The 17,092-nt window shown below is 32.7% G+C and carries 18 protein-coding genes; 5 read left to right on the forward strand and 13 right to left on the reverse strand.

Annotated elements, in window-relative coordinates; translation table 11 throughout:
* Window positions 1-150: 150 nt before the first annotated feature.
* The 4 genes from AAYQ05_RS03720 to AAYQ05_RS03735 form a co-directional block, all read right to left on the reverse strand.
* Window positions 151-570, reverse strand: coding sequence for a hypothetical protein (locus AAYQ05_RS03720; protein ID WP_343541223.1), 420 nt, complete (start codon window positions 568-570; stop codon window positions 151-153).
* 56 nt (window positions 571-626) lie between these two features.
* A complete protein-coding gene (gene purB, locus AAYQ05_RS03725; protein WP_343541225.1) occupies window positions 627-1,973 on the reverse strand; it encodes an adenylosuccinate lyase in 1,347 nt (448 codons plus the stop codon).
* Between the two features lie 69 nt (window positions 1,974-2,042).
* Window positions 2,043-2,735 carry a sterol desaturase family protein gene (locus AAYQ05_RS03730; RefSeq protein WP_343541227.1) on the reverse strand — a complete coding sequence of 231 codons (693 nt, stop codon included), beginning with the start codon at window positions 2,733-2,735 and terminating at the stop codon, window positions 2,043-2,045.
* Window positions 2,732-3,433, reverse strand: coding sequence for an SIR2 family NAD-dependent protein deacylase (locus tag AAYQ05_RS03735; RefSeq protein ID WP_343541228.1), 702 nt, complete (start codon window positions 3,431-3,433; stop codon window positions 2,732-2,734). The genes AAYQ05_RS03730 and AAYQ05_RS03735 overlap by 4 nt, the downstream gene beginning before the upstream one ends.
* An 85-nt stretch (window positions 3,434-3,518) precedes the next feature.
* Here AAYQ05_RS03735 and AAYQ05_RS03740 point away from each other — a divergent pair, with 85 nt between their 5' ends.
* Window positions 3,519-3,890: a hypothetical protein gene (locus AAYQ05_RS03740; RefSeq protein ID WP_343541230.1), complete on the forward strand. Its 372-nt coding sequence runs from the start codon at window positions 3,519-3,521 to the stop codon at window positions 3,888-3,890.
* Between the two features lie 64 nt (window positions 3,891-3,954).
* Window positions 3,955-4,617 (forward strand): TrmH family RNA methyltransferase, encoded by a 663-nt coding sequence (locus AAYQ05_RS03745; protein WP_343541231.1) that lies wholly within the window; start codon window positions 3,955-3,957, stop codon window positions 4,615-4,617.
* A gap of 149 nt (window positions 4,618-4,766) precedes the next feature.
* Here AAYQ05_RS03745 and secA read toward each other — a convergent pair whose 3' ends face one another.
* The 4 genes from secA to AAYQ05_RS03765 all read right to left on the reverse strand — a co-directional run bounded on the left by secA (window position 4,767) and on the right by AAYQ05_RS03765 (window position 10,037).
* A complete protein-coding gene (secA, locus tag AAYQ05_RS03750) occupies window positions 4,767-8,111 on the reverse strand; it encodes a preprotein translocase subunit SecA (protein ID WP_343541232.1) in 3,345 nt (1,114 codons plus the stop codon).
* An 86-nt stretch (window positions 8,112-8,197) separates the two neighbouring features.
* Entirely contained in the window at window positions 8,198-8,419 is a 222-nt protein-coding gene (locus AAYQ05_RS03755; RefSeq protein WP_007138072.1) for a DUF2795 domain-containing protein, read from the reverse strand.
* A 241-nt stretch (window positions 8,420-8,660) separates the two neighbouring features.
* The gene (locus AAYQ05_RS03760) at window positions 8,661-9,230 is read right to left on the reverse strand and encodes a cob(I)yrinic acid a,c-diamide adenosyltransferase (protein ID WP_281633631.1); all 570 of its coding nucleotides are present in this window, start codon (window positions 9,228-9,230) and stop codon (window positions 8,661-8,663) included.
* Between the two features lie 114 nt (window positions 9,231-9,344).
* Window positions 9,345-10,037 (reverse strand): ABC transporter ATP-binding protein, encoded by a 693-nt coding sequence (locus tag AAYQ05_RS03765; protein ID WP_343541233.1) that lies wholly within the window; start codon window positions 10,035-10,037, stop codon window positions 9,345-9,347.
* A gap of 292 nt (window positions 10,038-10,329) precedes the next feature.
* On the opposite strand from AAYQ05_RS03765, the gene AAYQ05_RS03770 reads away from it, so the two are divergent.
* Entirely contained in the window at window positions 10,330-10,989 is a 660-nt protein-coding gene (locus AAYQ05_RS03770) for a DUF6565 domain-containing protein (protein ID WP_343541234.1), read from the forward strand.
* 58 nt (window positions 10,990-11,047) lie between these two features.
* On the opposite strand, the gene AAYQ05_RS03775 is transcribed toward AAYQ05_RS03770, so the two are convergent.
* From AAYQ05_RS03775 to AAYQ05_RS03790, 4 genes are all read right to left on the reverse strand, one after another.
* The gene (locus AAYQ05_RS03775) at window positions 11,048-11,827 is read right to left on the reverse strand and encodes an O-methyltransferase (protein WP_343541236.1); all 780 of its coding nucleotides are present in this window, start codon (window positions 11,825-11,827) and stop codon (window positions 11,048-11,050) included.
* Between the two features lie 28 nt (window positions 11,828-11,855).
* A complete protein-coding gene (locus AAYQ05_RS03780) occupies window positions 11,856-12,332 on the reverse strand; it encodes an FKBP-type peptidyl-prolyl cis-trans isomerase (RefSeq protein ID WP_343541237.1) in 477 nt (158 codons plus the stop codon).
* A 90-nt stretch (window positions 12,333-12,422) separates the two neighbouring features.
* Window positions 12,423-12,788 (reverse strand): four helix bundle protein, encoded by a 366-nt coding sequence (locus AAYQ05_RS03785; protein WP_343541238.1) that lies wholly within the window; start codon window positions 12,786-12,788, stop codon window positions 12,423-12,425.
* An 82-nt stretch (window positions 12,789-12,870) separates the two neighbouring features.
* Window positions 12,871-14,733, reverse strand: a complete 1,863-nt coding sequence (locus AAYQ05_RS03790) for an ABC-F family ATP-binding cassette domain-containing protein (RefSeq protein WP_343541239.1) — start codon at window positions 14,731-14,733, stop codon at window positions 12,871-12,873.
* Window positions 14,734-14,936: 203 nt separating this feature from the next.
* Here AAYQ05_RS03790 and AAYQ05_RS03795 point away from each other — a divergent pair, with 203 nt between their 5' ends.
* Together AAYQ05_RS03795 and AAYQ05_RS03800 are read left to right on the forward strand one after the other, a co-directional pair.
* A complete protein-coding gene (locus AAYQ05_RS03795) occupies window positions 14,937-15,368 on the forward strand; it encodes a DUF6326 family protein (protein WP_343541241.1) in 432 nt (143 codons plus the stop codon).
* A gap of 20 nt (window positions 15,369-15,388) precedes the next feature.
* On the forward strand, window positions 15,389-16,078 hold the full coding sequence (locus AAYQ05_RS03800; protein ID WP_343541242.1) for a DUF4386 domain-containing protein: 690 nt from the start codon (window positions 15,389-15,391) through the stop codon (window positions 16,076-16,078).
* On the opposite strand, the gene AAYQ05_RS03805 is transcribed toward AAYQ05_RS03800, so the two are convergent.
* The gene (locus tag AAYQ05_RS03805; RefSeq protein WP_343541243.1) at window positions 16,062-17,033 is read right to left on the reverse strand and encodes a T9SS C-terminal target domain-containing protein; all 972 of its coding nucleotides are present in this window, start codon (window positions 17,031-17,033) and stop codon (window positions 16,062-16,064) included. The genes AAYQ05_RS03800 and AAYQ05_RS03805 overlap by 17 nt on opposite strands.
* Window positions 17,034-17,092 lie beyond the last annotated feature (59 nt).

Raw genomic sequence — 17,092 nt, forward strand, 5'->3', positions numbered from 1 at the left:
TATGTCCCTTATTCTATTTTGACTGTGCCTACATTAACATCTCTGTAATATAGATTAAATGTAGAAACTTTTAATGTTAGCGGAATAATAAAAAATAACTCAGCTTTAAAGTTTTTATAAGCAGTTTGTCCAAAATATACAATACTGGAATCAGGATTTTTTTTTAGTTCCAAACTCAACTGCAATTTCAGAGTTAGTATAACCTGCTATATTAAATTTGTCAAATTGATCTATTTCAGTGCTTTTGTATTGAGGCAAATTGCTGCTGTAATCTTTATTTTCAGATTTCGTTTTTCTAAAATAATTTCTTTCAGGATTTCCTACAATAGCTGCATAACCTAAATAATCTCCGAGACGATATCTTATTTTGTTAACAGTATCTAGTAATGCAAAAGCACTTATTCGGGCATGATTTTCTTCTATTGACTTGACTTTACACTTGACCATAATGTACTTATACTGCGATTGGTCAAATTTTATGCCTCTCAACATTAGAGTAGAAAATTCGGAAGGTTCTTTTGCCTTTAGAATTTCTATTTCAATTCCGTTAACTACTTTTTTTTTGTGCATAAATAGATATGCTGAAAACAAATAATACAAGGAGTAAAAAACGATATTGCATCAAATTAAATTCCTGTGTAATTACTAGGAGTTATAGCTAACAATTCGGCTCTAACTGAATCTGAAACTTCTAAAGTTGCAATGAAATTATGAATCGCATTTTTGTCGATAGCTTCGTTTGTTCTCGTTAAACCTTTTAGAGCTTCGTACGGATTTGGATAAGCTTCACGACGTAAAATAGTCTGAATAGCTTCTGCCACAACTGCCCAGTTTTTCTCTAAATCTTCAGCAAATTTACCTTCGTTTAAAAGTAATTTGTTTAAACCTTTCAAAGTTGCTTCAAAGGCAATAATAGTATGTCCAAAAGGAACACCAACATTACGTAAAACAGTACTGTCAGTTAAATCACGCTGTAATCTTGAGATTGGCAATTTCGCAGCTAAATGCTCAAAAATAGCATTTGCAATTCCTAAGTTTCCTTCAGAGTTTTCAAAATCAATTGGATTTACTTTATGCGGCATTGCAGATGAGCCAATTTCTCCAGCTTTGATTTTCTGTTTGAAATAATCCATTGAAACATAAGTCCAGATATCACGATCTAAATCGATGATAATAGTATTAATTCTTTTTAAAGCATCAAAGAAAGCAGCAAAATGATCGTAATGCTCAATTTGAGTGGTTGGGAAAGAATGTTTTAAGCCAAGATCTGTTTCAACAAATTTATTTCCGAATTGTTTCCAGTCAATTTGTGGGTATGCAACATGGTGTGCATTGAAATTTCCTGTTGCTCCTCCAAATTTAGCAGCAAACGGAATATTGAATAACAAACGCATTTGCTCTTCTAAACGCTCTACGAAAACCAAAATTTCTTTTCCTAAACGAGAAGGAGAAGCTGGTTGTCCGTGTGTACGTGCCAGCATCGGAATGTCTTTCCATTCAACGCTTAATTCTTTTAATTTTGCAATTACAGCAATTAAAGTTGGCATATAAACTTGCTCAAACGCTTCTTTTGTAGAAAGCGGAATAGCAGTGTTATTAATATCTTGAGATGTTAATCCGAAATGAATGAACTCTTTGTACTGAGATAAACCTAATTTTTCAAAAGCATCTTTAATAAAGTATTCAACCGCTTTTACGTCGTGGTTAGTTACTTTTTCTGTTTCTTTAATCCAAAGAGCGTCTTCAGTAGAAAAGTTTTTGTAGATATTTCTCAAGCTTTCAAATAAACTAGCGTCAATACCTTGCAACTGAGGCAACGGAATTTGGCATAAAGCAATGAAGTATTCCACTTCAACCAAAACGCGGTATTTTATTAAAGCTTCTTCAGAGAAAAAAGGTGCTAAATTTTGAGTTTTATTTCTATATCTTCCATCAATTGGCGATATAGCATTCAATTCGTTTAGAGTAGTCATTGTGATGTTGTTTTTTCGAAAGGTGCAAATATAAGGTATTGTTAAAACTTCTGAAAGTTATATTGATGCTTAAATTATGGTTTTGAAAATTTTATCCCAGATTGTAAAGTAAAAACCATAATTTTTAGACTCATTTTTATGATGATCATTATGAAATTTAGTGGTTGAAATCCATTTTGTGAAGTAATTGCTATACCAAAAAAAAGGAAATATGTCCTTTTTTAAATGCCCAAATATTCCATAAGAAAGATTTAGAATCAAATAAATAATGATACTCAAATAATTAAACTTCAAAGTCGTAATTAAAAACAGCCAGATAAATCCAAAACCTAAAGTTTCAATTGGATGAAGAACATATAAGCTATAAACATTGGTCTCTACATGTGTATGATGCAGTTTATGAATCGGATACATCCATTTTAAATGATGAACCAAAAAATGAAAAATAAACATAAAAAGATCCATTAAGAGAATCAACAAAAGTGTATCGAAAATGATAAGTTTAATAGACGCTGAAAAATCTACTCTCAGAATTCCGTATTGATACAATTTGAAACCAATTAAAGTTATAACTGTGTTACAAAAAAGCGTAGAAAGTACCCATTTCTGATCTTTAGTCTGTAAAAAGGTATTTTCAGATTCGATTATTTTTCCAATTAAAACAGATAAACCAACTAACACTAAATTTTCTATCAAAAAGAAAACAAAGAGGTAGATTGTGTTAAATTGACTTAACTGTTGTAACCAGCTTTCAAAAATCATGTTGTTTTTTCTAAGTTCAGTAATTTTTCTCTTAAATCGGCAACTCCTTCAGAAGCAAATTTGGCAATAGTTTCTACTTTATTTCTAAGATTCGGAATTGAAATTGGTTTTGGATCAATATAAAAAACAGGAGTTGTACTTGGCGTATAAGCAATTAATCCTGCCGCTGGATAAACTTGCAGAGAAGTCCCGATTACAGCAAAATAATCTGCGGTTTCGGTAATGTCAATAGCTTCTTCGAGTGCAGGAACTTCTTCGCCAAACCAAACAATATGCGGGCGTAATTGATGCCCGTTTGTATCTAAATCTCCACTTTGCAAATCTTCAGTCCAATCTAGAATTAGATTTTTATTTTGTGTACTTCGTACTTTTAATAATTCGCCATGCAAATGCAAAACATTTGTACTTCCGGCACGTTCATGCAAATCATCAACATTTTGGGTAATAATGTAAACGTCGAAATCTTTTTCCAATTCAGCCAAAATAATATGACCCAAATTCGGATTTACTTCTTTCAGCTGTTGGCGTCTTTTGTTGTAAAAATCGAGAACCAATTCCTGATTTTTATGCCAGCCTTCAGGAGTGGCAACTTCCATTACATCATGTCCTTCCCATAATCCATCACTGTCCCGAAATGTTTTTATGCCGCTTTCGGCGCTAATTCCTGCTCCTGTTAAAACAACAAGTTTCTTTTTCATTTTTTAAAATTTATTCTTTAGTGGCTTATTGCAAAATTCATCAATATATTAAATTGGAAAGGTAGTTTTTTCTTACTTTTATAAAATGAAAAAGCTGTTTTTATTATTTCTATTCTTAACAACCGCAATTGTTTGTGCTCAAACCAAAAATAGAAAATTATTTTATGTGGATAGTGCAATAACTTCTTTTTCGTTTGTGAAAGTGCAACCATTATCTTTTATGGAATATAAAAACTTTTTGTATTCCTTAAAAGCATATTCGATTTATAATCCAAAACCTGGATTTTTGCCAACTAATACAAAATCACAACATTATTATTCTCTTGCCAATACCAATAAATTGCTCAAGATGGAAATGAGCTCCATTAAACCCCAGCCAATTTTCCCAGATGAGGATAATAATAAATCACTTAGAGATGCTATTTTTGAAACCGTTTTAAGTTCTATTTTTGAATAAAAATGAAGGTAAAGCAACAAAAAGATTTCTTTAAAATGTATTTTTGCGATAAAATAGTATTAAAATGATTGATTTAGATTACTTAGCTTTTCTCGAAAATATATTAACAGATAACCGCAAAGAAAGATTTTTAGAAGTATTAGGAAACCGCACCAAACACTTTACTGTTGCAGTAGAAGATGTTTATCAGATGCACAATACAAGCGCGGTAATGCGAAGTTGTGAAGTTTTTGGAATTCAGGAATTAAATGTAATTGAGCAGCGTTTTGGAAAAAGAATCGACAAAGAAATTGCACTTGGTGCACAAAAATGGGTAGACATCAACCGATTTGATTCGGTTTCTGGATGCCTTTCTGATCTTAAAAGCAAAGGATATCAAATTATTGCCACAACTCCACACGAAAAAGATTGTATGTTGGAAGATTTTGATATTACAAAACCAAGCGCATTATTCTTCGGAACAGAAAAAGAAGGTTTGTCAAAAGAAATTATGGACAACGCAGATGGTTTCTTAAAAATACCGATGGTTGGTTTTACAGAAAGTTTAAATATTTCGGTTTCGGCAGCGATTATTATTCAAAGCTTAACAAACAGACTTAGAAGATCTAATATTGATTGGAAATTGACCGATGAAGAAATTTTAGTAAAACGTTTGCTTTGGGCGAAAAACTCTATAAAAGATATAAAACGAATTGAAGAACGTTATTATCAAGATAATCCGAGATAATTTGTTCGCCACGAATTACACGAATTGCTTTTTAATTTTTTGCAGAAAAATTAGTGAGAATTTGTGTAATTTGTGGCAAAATAAAAAAAAAACAAAAAATCCCCGACTACTTTAGTAATCGGGGATTTTATATTTAGATTGGATTCTTATTAGTTAATTAAAACCCAAGTTCCAGCTGCGATTAAAGCTTCAGCTTTTTTATACTTCATTGTTTCTGTTTTACCAGTAGCAATTTCTTGAACAACAACAGTATCGTTTCTGTTGATTTTTGGCATATCTCTAACGATAGTTTCAGTAACCTGACGTTGTTGAGTTTCTCCAGCTTCACGGTTCAAGCTTTCGCTATTTGGAATTTCGTCTTTACTTAATTGTAAATTTTCTTTTGGACGTGCCACTTCTCTTGCTTCGTGAATTTCAGGAACATTTTGAGCTGGTAAATCACCTTTGAATAAGAATGAAATTACTTCTTTGTTAACGTTATCCAACATTCCTCTGAACAAATTGAAAGCTTCTAATTTGTAGATTAGCAATGGATCTTTTTGCTCGTGAACAGCCAATTGAACAGATTGTTTCAATTCGTCCATTTTGCGTAAGTGTTTTTTCCAAGCTTCATCAACAATAGAAAGAGTGATGTTTTTCTCGAAATCAGCGATTAATTGAGCACCTTCGCTTTCGTAAGCTTTTTTCAAGTCAGTTACAACATTCAAAGTTTTGATTCCATCAGTAAACGGAACTACAATTCTTTCGAAATGATTGTTTGGCTCTTCGTAAACTCCTTTAATAATTGGGAAAGCTTCTCTAGCGCTTCTTTCTGTTTTTTCGGTATAGAATGCTAAAGCCTCTTTGTATACTTTTCCAGTAACTTCAATATCAGATAATTTTAAGAAATCTGCTTCAGAAATTGGAGATGTGATTCCGAAATAACGAATTAAATCAAACTCAAATCCTTTAAAATCATTTGTTACTTTACTGTTGCTTACAATTAATTCGCAAGTATCATAAAGCATATTCGCAATATCCAGTTTCAAACGCTCTCCGAACAATGCGTGACGACGACGTTTGTAAACTACTTCACGCTGAGAGTTCATTACGTCATCATATTCTAATAAACGTTTACGAACACCAAAGTTGTTTTCTTCTACTTTTTTCTGAGCACGTTCGATAGATTTAGTCATCATAGAATGCTGAATAACTTCACCTTCTTTTAATCCCATTCTGTCCATCACTTTCGCAACTCTTTCAGAACCGAATAAACGCATTAAGTTATCTTCAAGAGAAACATAGAATTGAGAACTTCCTGGATCTCCCTGACGACCAGAACGACCACGTAACTGTCTGTCTACACGACGAGAATCATGACGCTCTGTCCCCACGATTGCTAAACCTCCTGCTGCTTTTACTTCTGGAGATAATTTAATATCGGTACCACGTCCAGCCATGTTTGTTGCAATTGTTACAACTCCAGCTTTACCAGCTTCTTCAACGATTTGTGCTTCTTGCTTGTGCATTTTAGCATTCAATACATTGTGTGTGATTCCTCTCATTTTAAGCATACGGCTTAATAATTCTGAAATCTCTACAGAAGTTGTTCCAATTAATACTGGTCTTCCAGCTTGAGATAATTCAGTAACATCTTCGATTACAGCGTTGAATTTCTCACGTGTTGTTTTGTAGATATAATCTTCTTTGTCAATTCTTGCAATTCCACGATTTGTCGGAATTTCAACAACATCCAATTTATAGATTTGCCATAACTCGCCAGCTTCTGTAACTGCTGTACCCGTCATACCTGCCAACTTGTTGTACATTCTGAAGTAATTCTGTAATGTTACAGTTGCGAAAGTTTGAGTAGCAGCTTCGATTTTTACATTTTCTTTAGCTTCAATCGCTTGGTGAAGACCGTCAGAATAACGACGACCATCCATGATACGACCAGTTTGTTCATCGACAATCATAATTTTGTTGTCCATGATAACGTACTCTACGTCTTTTTCGAATAAAGCGTAAGCTTTTAAAAGTTGAGTAAGAGTGTGGATACGCTCGCTTTTTACTCCGAAATCTTGGAATAATCTTTCTTTAGCTTCAGCTTCGGCGTCTTTATCTAATTTTTGTTTTTCAATCGCAGCGATTTCTGTTCCAATGTCTGGTAAAACGAAGAAATCTGCATCTGTATCTCCAGAAAGGTATTTAATACCATTATCTGTTAATTCTACTTGATTGTTTTTCTCTTCAATCACAAAATACAAAGCTTCGTCAACTTTGTGCATTTCACGATTGTTATCTTGCATGTATTGATTTTCAGTTTTTTGAAGCAATTGTTTAATTCCTTCTTCACTTAAAAATTTAATTAATGCTTTATTTTTAGGTAAAGATCTGTAAGCTCTTAATAATAAGAAACCTCCGTCTTTAGTATTTCCTTCTTTGATTAATTTTTTAGCTTCAGCTAAGAAACCATTTGCTAACTGACGTTGTTGAGCAACTAAGTTTTCAATTTTTGGTTTCAATTCGTTGAATTCGTGACGATCTCCCTGAGGAACTGGTCCAGAAATGATAAGCGGAGTTCTAGCATCATCAATTAATACAGAGTCAACCTCGTCGACAATTGCAAAATTGTGTTTTCTCTGCACTAAATCGCTTGGAGAATGTGCCATGTTGTCTCTTAAATAATCGAAACCAAACTCGTTGTTAGTTCCGTAAGTGATATCAGCGTCGTATGCTTTCTTTCTTTGTTCTGTACTTGGCTGGTGATTATCGATACAGTCAACAGATAAACCGTGGAATTCGAATAAAGGAGCTTTCCATGTGCTATCACGTTTTGCCAAGTAGTCATTCACTGTTACTAAGTGAACTCCGTTTCCTGTCAAAGCGTTTAAGTAAAGAGGAAGAGTAGCAACCAAAGTTTTACCTTCTCCCGTTTGCATTTCGGCAACTTTACCTTCGTGCAATACCATACCACCAATTAACTGAACATCGTAGTGAATCATGTCCCAAGTGATATCTTTTCCAGCAGCATTCCATTTGTTTGCCCAGATCGCTTTTTCGCCATCAATAGTAATATATGATTTTGTTGCTGAGAATTCGCGGTCTTTTGCAGTTGCAGTTACCTCGATATGTGAGTTTTCTTTAAAACGACGAGCCGTTTCTTTTACTACAGAAAAAGCTTCTGGAAGAATTTCCAATAAAGTTTTTTCAGAGATTTCATAAGCCTCTTTTTCAAGAGCATCTATAGCATCGTAAATGTCTTCTCTTTTATCGATGTCTTCGATGTTTTCTACTTCTGCTTTAAGCGAAGCAATTTTAGCATCTTTGTCAGCTCTAGCTTCTTTTATTCTATCTTTAAAATAAACGGTTCTAGCTCTTAATTCGTCATTTGAAAGACTCATTAAAGGAGCTTCGAACGTTTTGATTTTGTTTAAGTAAGGTTGTAAAGCTTTGACATCTTTTTGCGACTTATCGCCGACAAAGACTTTAATAATACTGTTTATGAAACTCATGATTTATTGTATTTCTTTATTATATAATATGTATTTGAACCAAAAAAAAAGTCTCTATGATGAGACTTTTTTCTTTGGTTTATTTTTTAATATTCATCCTCATTCCAAAGATAATCTTCGTCTGTTGGATAATCAGGCCAAATTTCTTCCATTGATTCATATATCTCGCCTTCATCTTCGATTGATTGAAGGTTTTCTACTACCTCTAATGGAGCACCTGCTCTAATGGCGTAGTCAATAAGTTCATCTTTGTTAGCAGGCCATGGCGCATCACTTAAATAAGATGCTAATTCTAATGTCCAATACATCTGTTATCTGTTTAGTTTGTGCAAAAATAAATTTTTTACTGAAAAAGACAAGTAAATTTTGATTTATTTTAATAAAATTTAAGAACGTCTCTTTTTAAATCCCAATTTTTAAATTTCAAATTCCAAAAAAGGAGCTTAAATCCTCCTGTTTTAAAGCTTTTATGTAAAATTTAAATTCAAAGAATTTTTAATTTTTCTTGGAATTTGGGATTTTAAAATATTGAAATTTTAAGAAAGTTTTTTACTTTCTTGGGATCCATTTCACTTCATCTGCTTTTAAGTCTGAGGACAACTTTCGTGCCAAGACAAAAAGGTAGTCAGAAAGTCGGTTTAAGTATGTGATTGCTATTTCTGGAACGTGTTCATTATGACTTAAATGGACTGATAAACGCTCTGCTCGACGGCAAATACAGCGCGCTATATGACAATGTGACACGGTTGGGTGGCCACCAGGTAAAACAAAATGTGTCATTGGCGGTAGACTTTCGTCCATTTTATCAATTTCGTTTTCGAGTAATTCAATATCCGAATCGATTATGCCTAGATTTTCTAAGCGAAGTTTTCCATTTTTTAAAACCTCTTTTTCCTGTGGAGTTGCCAAAATGGCACCAACTGTAAAAAGACGATCCTGAATTTCGATTAAAATCGTTTTATAATGCGAATCCATTTCCTGATCACGGATTAATCCGATATAAGAATTCAGTTCGTCAACAGTTCCATAACTGTCAATTCTAATATGGTCTTTTGGTACTCGGGTTCCTCCAAAAAGTGCCGTTGTGCCTTTATCGCCTGTTTTGGTATATACTTTCATTTTTTTTAAGATGCTAAGGTTCTGAGGTGCTAAGATTCTAAGGTTTCTCTCCTTTTGAATTAATCTAAAATCTAGTTTTTCCTTTTCCGATTAAACAATTAATCAAATAAACGGCTAAACAGTTTTTCTCGTGTCGCTTTCAATTAAACCGTCTCGTAAACGGATAATTCTATGCGCGTAAGCTGCGATATCTTCTTCGTGAGTTACAAGAATTACCGTATTTCCTTGTGCATGAATATCTCCAAAAAGTTTCATTATTTCTACAGAAGTCTTACTGTCTAAGTTTCCTGTTGGCTCATCGGCTAGAATGATTGAAGGTTTATTGACCAAAGCTCTTGCTACGGCAACACGCTGGCGCTGTCCTCCAGAAAGCTGATTCGGCTGATGATCCATTCTGTCTGCTAGATTAACCTGTTTTAAAACTTCGGTTGCGCGGGTTATTCTTTCAGATTTTCCGTAACCAGCATAAATCATAGGAAGTGCAACATTGTCTAACGCAGTTGTTCTTGGCAAAAGATTGAAGGTCTGAAAAACGAAACCAATTTCTTTGTTTCTGATTTCGGCCAATTCATCATCTTTCATTTTGCTGACATCTTTTCCATTTAAAATATAACGGCCAGAAGTTGGTGTATCTAAACAGCCCAATAAATTCATTAAGGTGGATTTTCCTGATCCTGAAGGTCCCATTAAAGCAACGTATTCTCCTTTTTGAATTTCTAAATCTATTCCTTTTAAAACATAAACAATTTCATTTCCTAAAGTAAAATTTCGTTTAATGTCGGTTATTTTAATTAATGGTTCAGCCATTTCGTTTTACAATTTTGGATTTAAAAGTACAAAACACTTTTCAATAAAAAGGATAAGTAGTATAGAATTGGTTTTTGTTACAAAAGCTCATTCATATAGCAGACCTTTTTAAAATATATTTTTTTTAAAAGAAAATGTTATATCTTTTTTAAGATATTTTGCAAAATTGTCATTATTTTGAATATTTTATAGTTTTAAGATGTTTTTAATTTTGAAAACATGATAATAATGTAATTTATTAAGAAAAGCGTTTGGTAAATTTGATTAATCAATTAATTAAATAATCAAGATTATGAAAAATATCAAAATAGCTACAGGAATTGCATTATTAGTATTAGGGTTAACATCGTGTAAAGATGAAAAACAAGAAAAAGCTCAAAAAACAGTAGAGAACTATGTAATCTATGTTGACTCTGTTAAAAATGTGGCAGCTGCTGACTTAAAAGAGAATTGGAAAAGTGTAGAAGCAGAATATGATAGAAGATCTCAGGAAGCACAAGCTGCTTTGGCCGATATTAAAGACAATGCCGCCGCGACCGAAAAAGTAAATGCAAGTAAAATTAAGTACGAGGAATTTAAAGATGAAATGACCGCCCAATTTGCCCCTCCAGCTCCTAGTCCGAAACAACAATTAAGAGATGCTTTGTTTGGTGCAGGAAAAATTGGTGATGATATGAGTTTTAGCTGGGTTAATGCCCAAAATATTCATAGCGTTTATCAGCAGTTTGTTCATACTGTAGAAAACAATAAAGACAAATATTCTAGAGAAGACTGGGATGAAATCAAATTAATGTATGAAGCTCTTGACAGCCGTAAAAATACAGTTGAAAAAGAGGGTCTTACTGCTGAGGATAACAGAAAAATTGCTGGTTTGAAAATCAAATTTGCACCAATGTATACTGTAAACAGAATGGGAGCTAAATCTGAAGAAAACAAAGATGCAAAAAAATAAGATTTTAATATTTTGAATTAGAGCATAAAAAAAGACGATCAGAAATGATCGTCTTTTTTTATGCTCTAATTATAAAATGCTCTTTTGGCTGTTCTCTTCTAAAGAATACAAATCCCCATTGAAAAGTATCAATTGTGACTTTTACTTTTGGGTGGTTTTTTATAATCTCCCACGCTTCTTCCATTTCAGGAGACCAATGAATATCGTCGAAAATCCAAACAGAATCATTGTCGATAGTTGGCAGTAAAAGATCAAAATAAGCTAAAGTTGCTTTTTTAGAATGATTTCCGTCAAAATATATCAGATTGTAATTTGTTGCTTGAATGTTTTCAGAAATTAAAAAAGATTCAAACTCAGAAATTACATTTTCTACATTATTGCAATCAAATTCTGCCAATTGATTTTGGGCAACATTTGCCGTGTTTGGACAGCCCTCAATTGTAACTACTTTTGCTTTCGGATTTCCTAAAGCCAACGCAGAAGTTGCTAAACCTAAAGATGTTCCTATTTCGAGAATAATTGAAGGCTGAAAATAATTGGTAACTCTAAATAATAATTCTGCCCGTTTTGGAGAAATTCCTGCTGTTTGCGCAATTTTAGAAATCTGTCTTCGGTTGGATTTAAAGACTTTTGATCCAACGCCGAAATCAGTTACTTCGATGAAATTTTTATTTCCTAAAAGCGATTTCCTATAGTTCTTTAGAATAGTATATTCAGGCTTTGCTTTCTTATCGTAGAAACATTTTGTCAGTAAACTAAAAACGAACGGCGAATGAACCGCGTGTTCGTTTTTAGAATTCCATAAAAATTTTAGGTAAGATTGTATTTGAAACAGCACTCTTAGAATGTTTTGTTCTTCAGATTGATTAATTTACAGAAATAAGTTTTATTTCAAAAATTAAAACAGAGCCAGCAGGAATGTTTTGAACCTTATTACTGCCGTAACCTAAGTGTGCCGGAATAAACAAAGAGGCGCTTCCTCCTTCTTTTAAAAGTGGTAAGCCTTCCTGCCATCCTAATATTAGTTTGTTTAACGGAAATGTTACTCCTGCATCGGTAGTAGTCTGATCAAAAACAGTTCCATTCGTTAGAGTACCTTTGTAGGTCACCGTTACGTTTGATTGTAGAGTTGGCTGTTTACCTGTTCCTGCTTCTTTGATAATATAGTGCAGACCTGTGTTTGTCTTTTGAGCTGTTAAATTATTTTTCGCTAAATACTCAGTAATTTCTTTTTCGTTTTCAGCACTATAATCGATCTTTTCAGGAATTCTCTCAAGTCCTGAATCACTAGTACAAGAAATAAAAAACGTAAGGATTGAAAATGCCGTTAATAATTTTTTCATATGGTATTTGTTTTTTAAGGTCGTAAATATAAAGAATTAATTTTTAGTCTCAGTCTCGGTCTCAGTTTTCAGTTGTACCTCTCTTAATTTTTATCCACAACCAAACTTATTTGGATTATTGATCATATAATTTATCAATCTTCCTATTTCAAGACTTTTAATATTTAGTTTTTCATACGTATCTTTTGTAATATATTGGCATTCTAATGAAAATTCAAGCCATGTATTTGTTTCTGAGTTTTCAGCATCACTATCGGTTAATTTACTTATGAAATGATTTATGTATCTTCTTTTTCTATAAGATTCAGCAATATTAGCGCTAACACTTCTCGATGATCGACGTATTTGATCTGTTAAAGAAAATTGCTCTTCTTTGGGAAACGTTTTTGACAATTCAAAAATTTCCATTGCAAGCTCAAATGACTTCTTATAAGCTAATAACTCTTTAAAATCCATAATTTAGTTTTTTTTGCTAAACTAAGATTTTTCTCTCATTTTTTAAAACTGAAAACTGAAAACTGCCACTTAAAACTAAAAATTACCCTTCAAGTTTAGCAGAAAGTTCAAACCAGCGTTCTTCTTTTGCGTCTATTTTGTTTATGATATTTTGAAGTTCATTGGCTTTTTTCTCAATATCAGCATCGGCGACTTTTCCATCAGAGAATAATTTTTCGATTTTAGCCTTTTCGATTTCTAAATCTTTAATTTCTCGTTCGATTTTCTGATATTCTTTTTGCTCATTGAAGCTTAAATTTCCAGTTGGATTATTTTGCTTCCAATCTTTCTTTTCAGCTTTGTTTTCTTCTTTTTGGGCGACGTCGGCACTATCTTCATAAGCGCGGAAATCAGAGTAGTTTCCTGGGAAATTCTCGATTTCTCCTTGTCCTCTAAAGACAAATAAGTGATCAACGATTTTATCCATAAAGTAACGGTCGTGCGAAACAACCAATAAACATCCCGGATAATCTAAAAGGAAACTTTCTAGAACGTTAAGCGTTACGATATCCAAATCGTTTGTTGGCTCATCTAGAATCAGGAAGTTCGGATTCTGAATTAAAACCGTACATAAATACAAACGTTTTAATTCTCCACCGCTCAATTTCTCAACATAATCGTATTGTTTTTTTGCATCAAAAAGAAAACGTTCCAATAGTTGCGAAGCCGAAATAATTTTTCCTTTAGTAAGTGGAATATATTCTCCGTATTCTTTTATAATATCAATAACACGTTGCCCAGGTTTTGGATTAATTCCAGACTGTGTATAATATCCAATTTTAATGGTATCTCCTTTCACAACACGCCCGCTGTCTGGTGGAATTGTTCCTGTAAGCAGATTTAAGAAAGTCGATTTTCCAGTTCCGTTTTTCCCAATAATTCCAATTCTTTCGCCACGCTGAAAATCAAAACTAAAGTTATCTAGAATAACACGGTCTTTGAATTTTTTAGATAGTTTGTGAAGCTCTATAATTTTGCTTCCCATTCTTTCCATGTTAATTTCAAGCTCAACTTTGTTTTCTTTTCGTCGACTTTGTGCTTTTTCTTTAATAATGTAAAAGTCATCCTGACGCGATTTCGATTTAGTCGTTCTCGCTTTTGGCTGGCGACGCATCCATTCTAACTCTTTTACAAATAAGTTTTTAGCTTTGTCAATACTAGCATTTTCAGATGTAATTCTTTCTTCTTTTTTCTGTAGATAGTAAGAATAATTTCCTTTGTATTGGTATAGTTTTCCGTTGTCTAATTCGATAATTTCGTTACAGACACGTTCCAAAAAGAAACGGTCGTGCGTTACCATAAATAGCGTAATGTTTTCTTTGGCAAAATAACTTTCCAGCCATTCGATCATTTCAAGATCTAAGTGGTTGGTAGGCTCATCTAGAATCAATAAATCTGGACGGTTGATTAGGATTATAGCCAAAGAAAGACGTTTTTTCTGTCCACCAGAAAGATTTTTTACTTTTAGTTTAAAATCTTCCAGTTTTAATTTGAATAGAATCTGCTTGTATTGCGTTTCAAAATCCCATGCATTATGTTGATCCATTGCGTCGAAGGCTTTTTGATATGCTTCTTCGTCAGAAGGATTTTCTAAAGCTTTTTCATAAGCCTCAATCACTTTAAGAGTTTCATTGTCTGATGCGAAAATACTTTCTTCAATTGTAAGTTCGTCTTGAAGATTATTGTCTTGAGAAAGAAATGCCATTCTGATTCCTTTTCGTAAAACAACTTGTCCAGTATCTGGTTCTTCCAATCCGTTAATAATGCTCATTATGGTGGTTTTTCCAGAACCATTTTTTGCGATAAAAGCGATTTTTTGATCTTTGTTAATTCCAAAAGAAATGTTGTCAAAAAGGACTCTTTCGCCAAATGACTTCGATATATTTTCTACAGATAAGTAATTCATGAAGATTTTTTAACTGAAATATCAGTCTTTATTAATTAAAATTCTAATAATGCGCAAAGATAGGTTTTTGAACTAGAGAAAAAAAACGGGTTTTAAAACGGGTTTCTATGCTTTTATAAAATTGTAAAGGAACTTGATTCTAAAAATGGATTGTAACATTTTAAAACTACAATCGTCATATTTAAAAATTTAATTCCTTAAACATGAGCGAGAAACAAATTAATACCAGTGTTTTCGAAGATTTTAAAATCAATACCAAAATCAAGCTTGCGGCATTGTGGACTTCTGTAATGTTTTGTTATGTATATGGGGATTATTTTTCTCTTTATGTTCCTAAAAAAGTTGAGGATTTCATAAGCGGAGATACACTTCTTGATTCTCCAGTGAAATTATTTCTTGCGGCAATTTTAATGGCAATTCCAGCATTAATGGTTGTTGTGTCGGTTGTTTTAAAACCAAATTTTAACCGTCTTCTTAATATGATTTTTGGAATTATTTATACGTTAATAATGCTTTTAATCGCTTTTACGACAATTGCGCCTTGGTGGAGTTTTTACGTTTTTTTCGCATTAATAGAAAGTGTTTTAACATCAATAATATTTTGGACTGCATTGAAATGGCCAAAACAGTTTTAAATTTTTAAAAAGATAAAAGCATGAATCAAGAATCAAATCTGTCGTTTAGAAATACTGGGCGAATTGCCGGTTTATTATATTTAGTAGTGGTGCTAACTGGGATTTTTAGTCTGGCGTATGTTCCATCACGATTAATAGTTTGGAATCACGCTGACATAACTTTTAGTAATATAGTAAATTTTGAATTTCTTTTTAGGCTAGGTATTGTAAGCAGTTTAATTTGCTACACTTTTTTTCTATTTCTGCCTTTGGTTTTGTATAAACTATTAAAACCAGTTAATGAAACATATGCAATATATATGGTTGTTTTGGCAATTGTAAGCGTACCGATTTCATTTATAAACATGCAGAATAAATTTGCAGTGCTTTCTATTATCAGTTCTCATCAGAAAGATGCAGAACAGGTTATGTTTTATCTAAATCAATATGATTACGGAAATCTAATTGTTCAGATATTTTGGGGACTTTGGCTGTTTCCGCTCGGATATTTAATTCTTAAATCTGGAATAATTCCCAAACTTTTCGGAATATTATTAATGCTTGGCTGTCTAGGCTATTTGATAAATTTCTTTGCCAATACATTGTTTCCTAATTATTCTGAACTCGGAATATCATCTTATGTCCGACTTCCTGCAAGTCTTGGAGAAATCGGGACGTGTTTATGGCTTTTAATAATGGGGGCAAAAAATAAAACTATTTCTGCATCTTGATATATTGACTTAAAATTGAACCCAAATCAAAATAATGAATTTGCTGCGGATTGTTTAAAATTGGTTTTCGAACTAGAGATTCATTTGTTATAAAATAATGAAGTCCGTCTTTTGTTGCAATTCCTTCTATTTGATGAAAAGGAAGTTTTATATCGATTCGTCTTTTATTTCCAGACATAAAATCGTGATTTTTAAAATCGTAAAGCAGATACAAAAACGGTTTTCCTACTTTGGTATAGCCACACAAAGTAATTAATTTTTTATCTTCTAAATAAGTTGCGCCAGTGACCAAACCTTTGGTGTCGAGTGTGGCTTTGAGTTTTGCAATTTGCGTTCCTTCTTGCTTAGATAAAACGTAGATATTGGTTTTAGATGATTTCCATTGTTTGGTAAACAAATAAATACTGTCTTTAGAAACAATAAAAGCTTCGCAGTCAAAATTAGTTTTATTAGGTTTTGAAGCAGTAAAATTGGTTTGGTCGGAATAAGAAAAGGTAATGGTTTCAATTTTTGGATTAGTCTCTAGAAAAGATTTTTTTTCGATTTTAAGGATTTTTAAATCCGATCGATTTCCGGCATAATTATTTCCAAAATCTCCAACATAAATATGAGTATCATCTTGCGATATTTCTTCCCAATCATGATTGATAACTGCTGGGAGAATAATTTTCTTTTTAATTTTTCCGAGAGAATCTAATCCGTAAAGCGTTGTGTCATGATCGTCATTGTGAGTCCAAAGAAGGTTTTCAAACGCAATCAGTCCAGAAGTTTCTTTAATTGAATCGCTTAAACGAATAGAGTATTCAGGTTTTATTTTTAAGTTCTTATAGAGGCAGTTTCCATCATTCTGTCTAAATTTCGAATTGTAATTTTCTGCTTGCGGATCTGTACAGCCAGGGTTTTGGGCATAAATCGAAGCGGTGATGGTTAGAAAGAAAAATACAATTTTTAGCATAAGTGCAATGTTAAGTCTGCATAAGATAAAAGTAAAGTTTTAAATAATAGAACGAAATA

This window comes from Flavobacterium movens, assembly GCF_039581425.1.
Lineage (GTDB): Bacteria > Bacteroidota > Bacteroidia > Flavobacteriales > Flavobacteriaceae > Flavobacterium > Flavobacterium luteolum.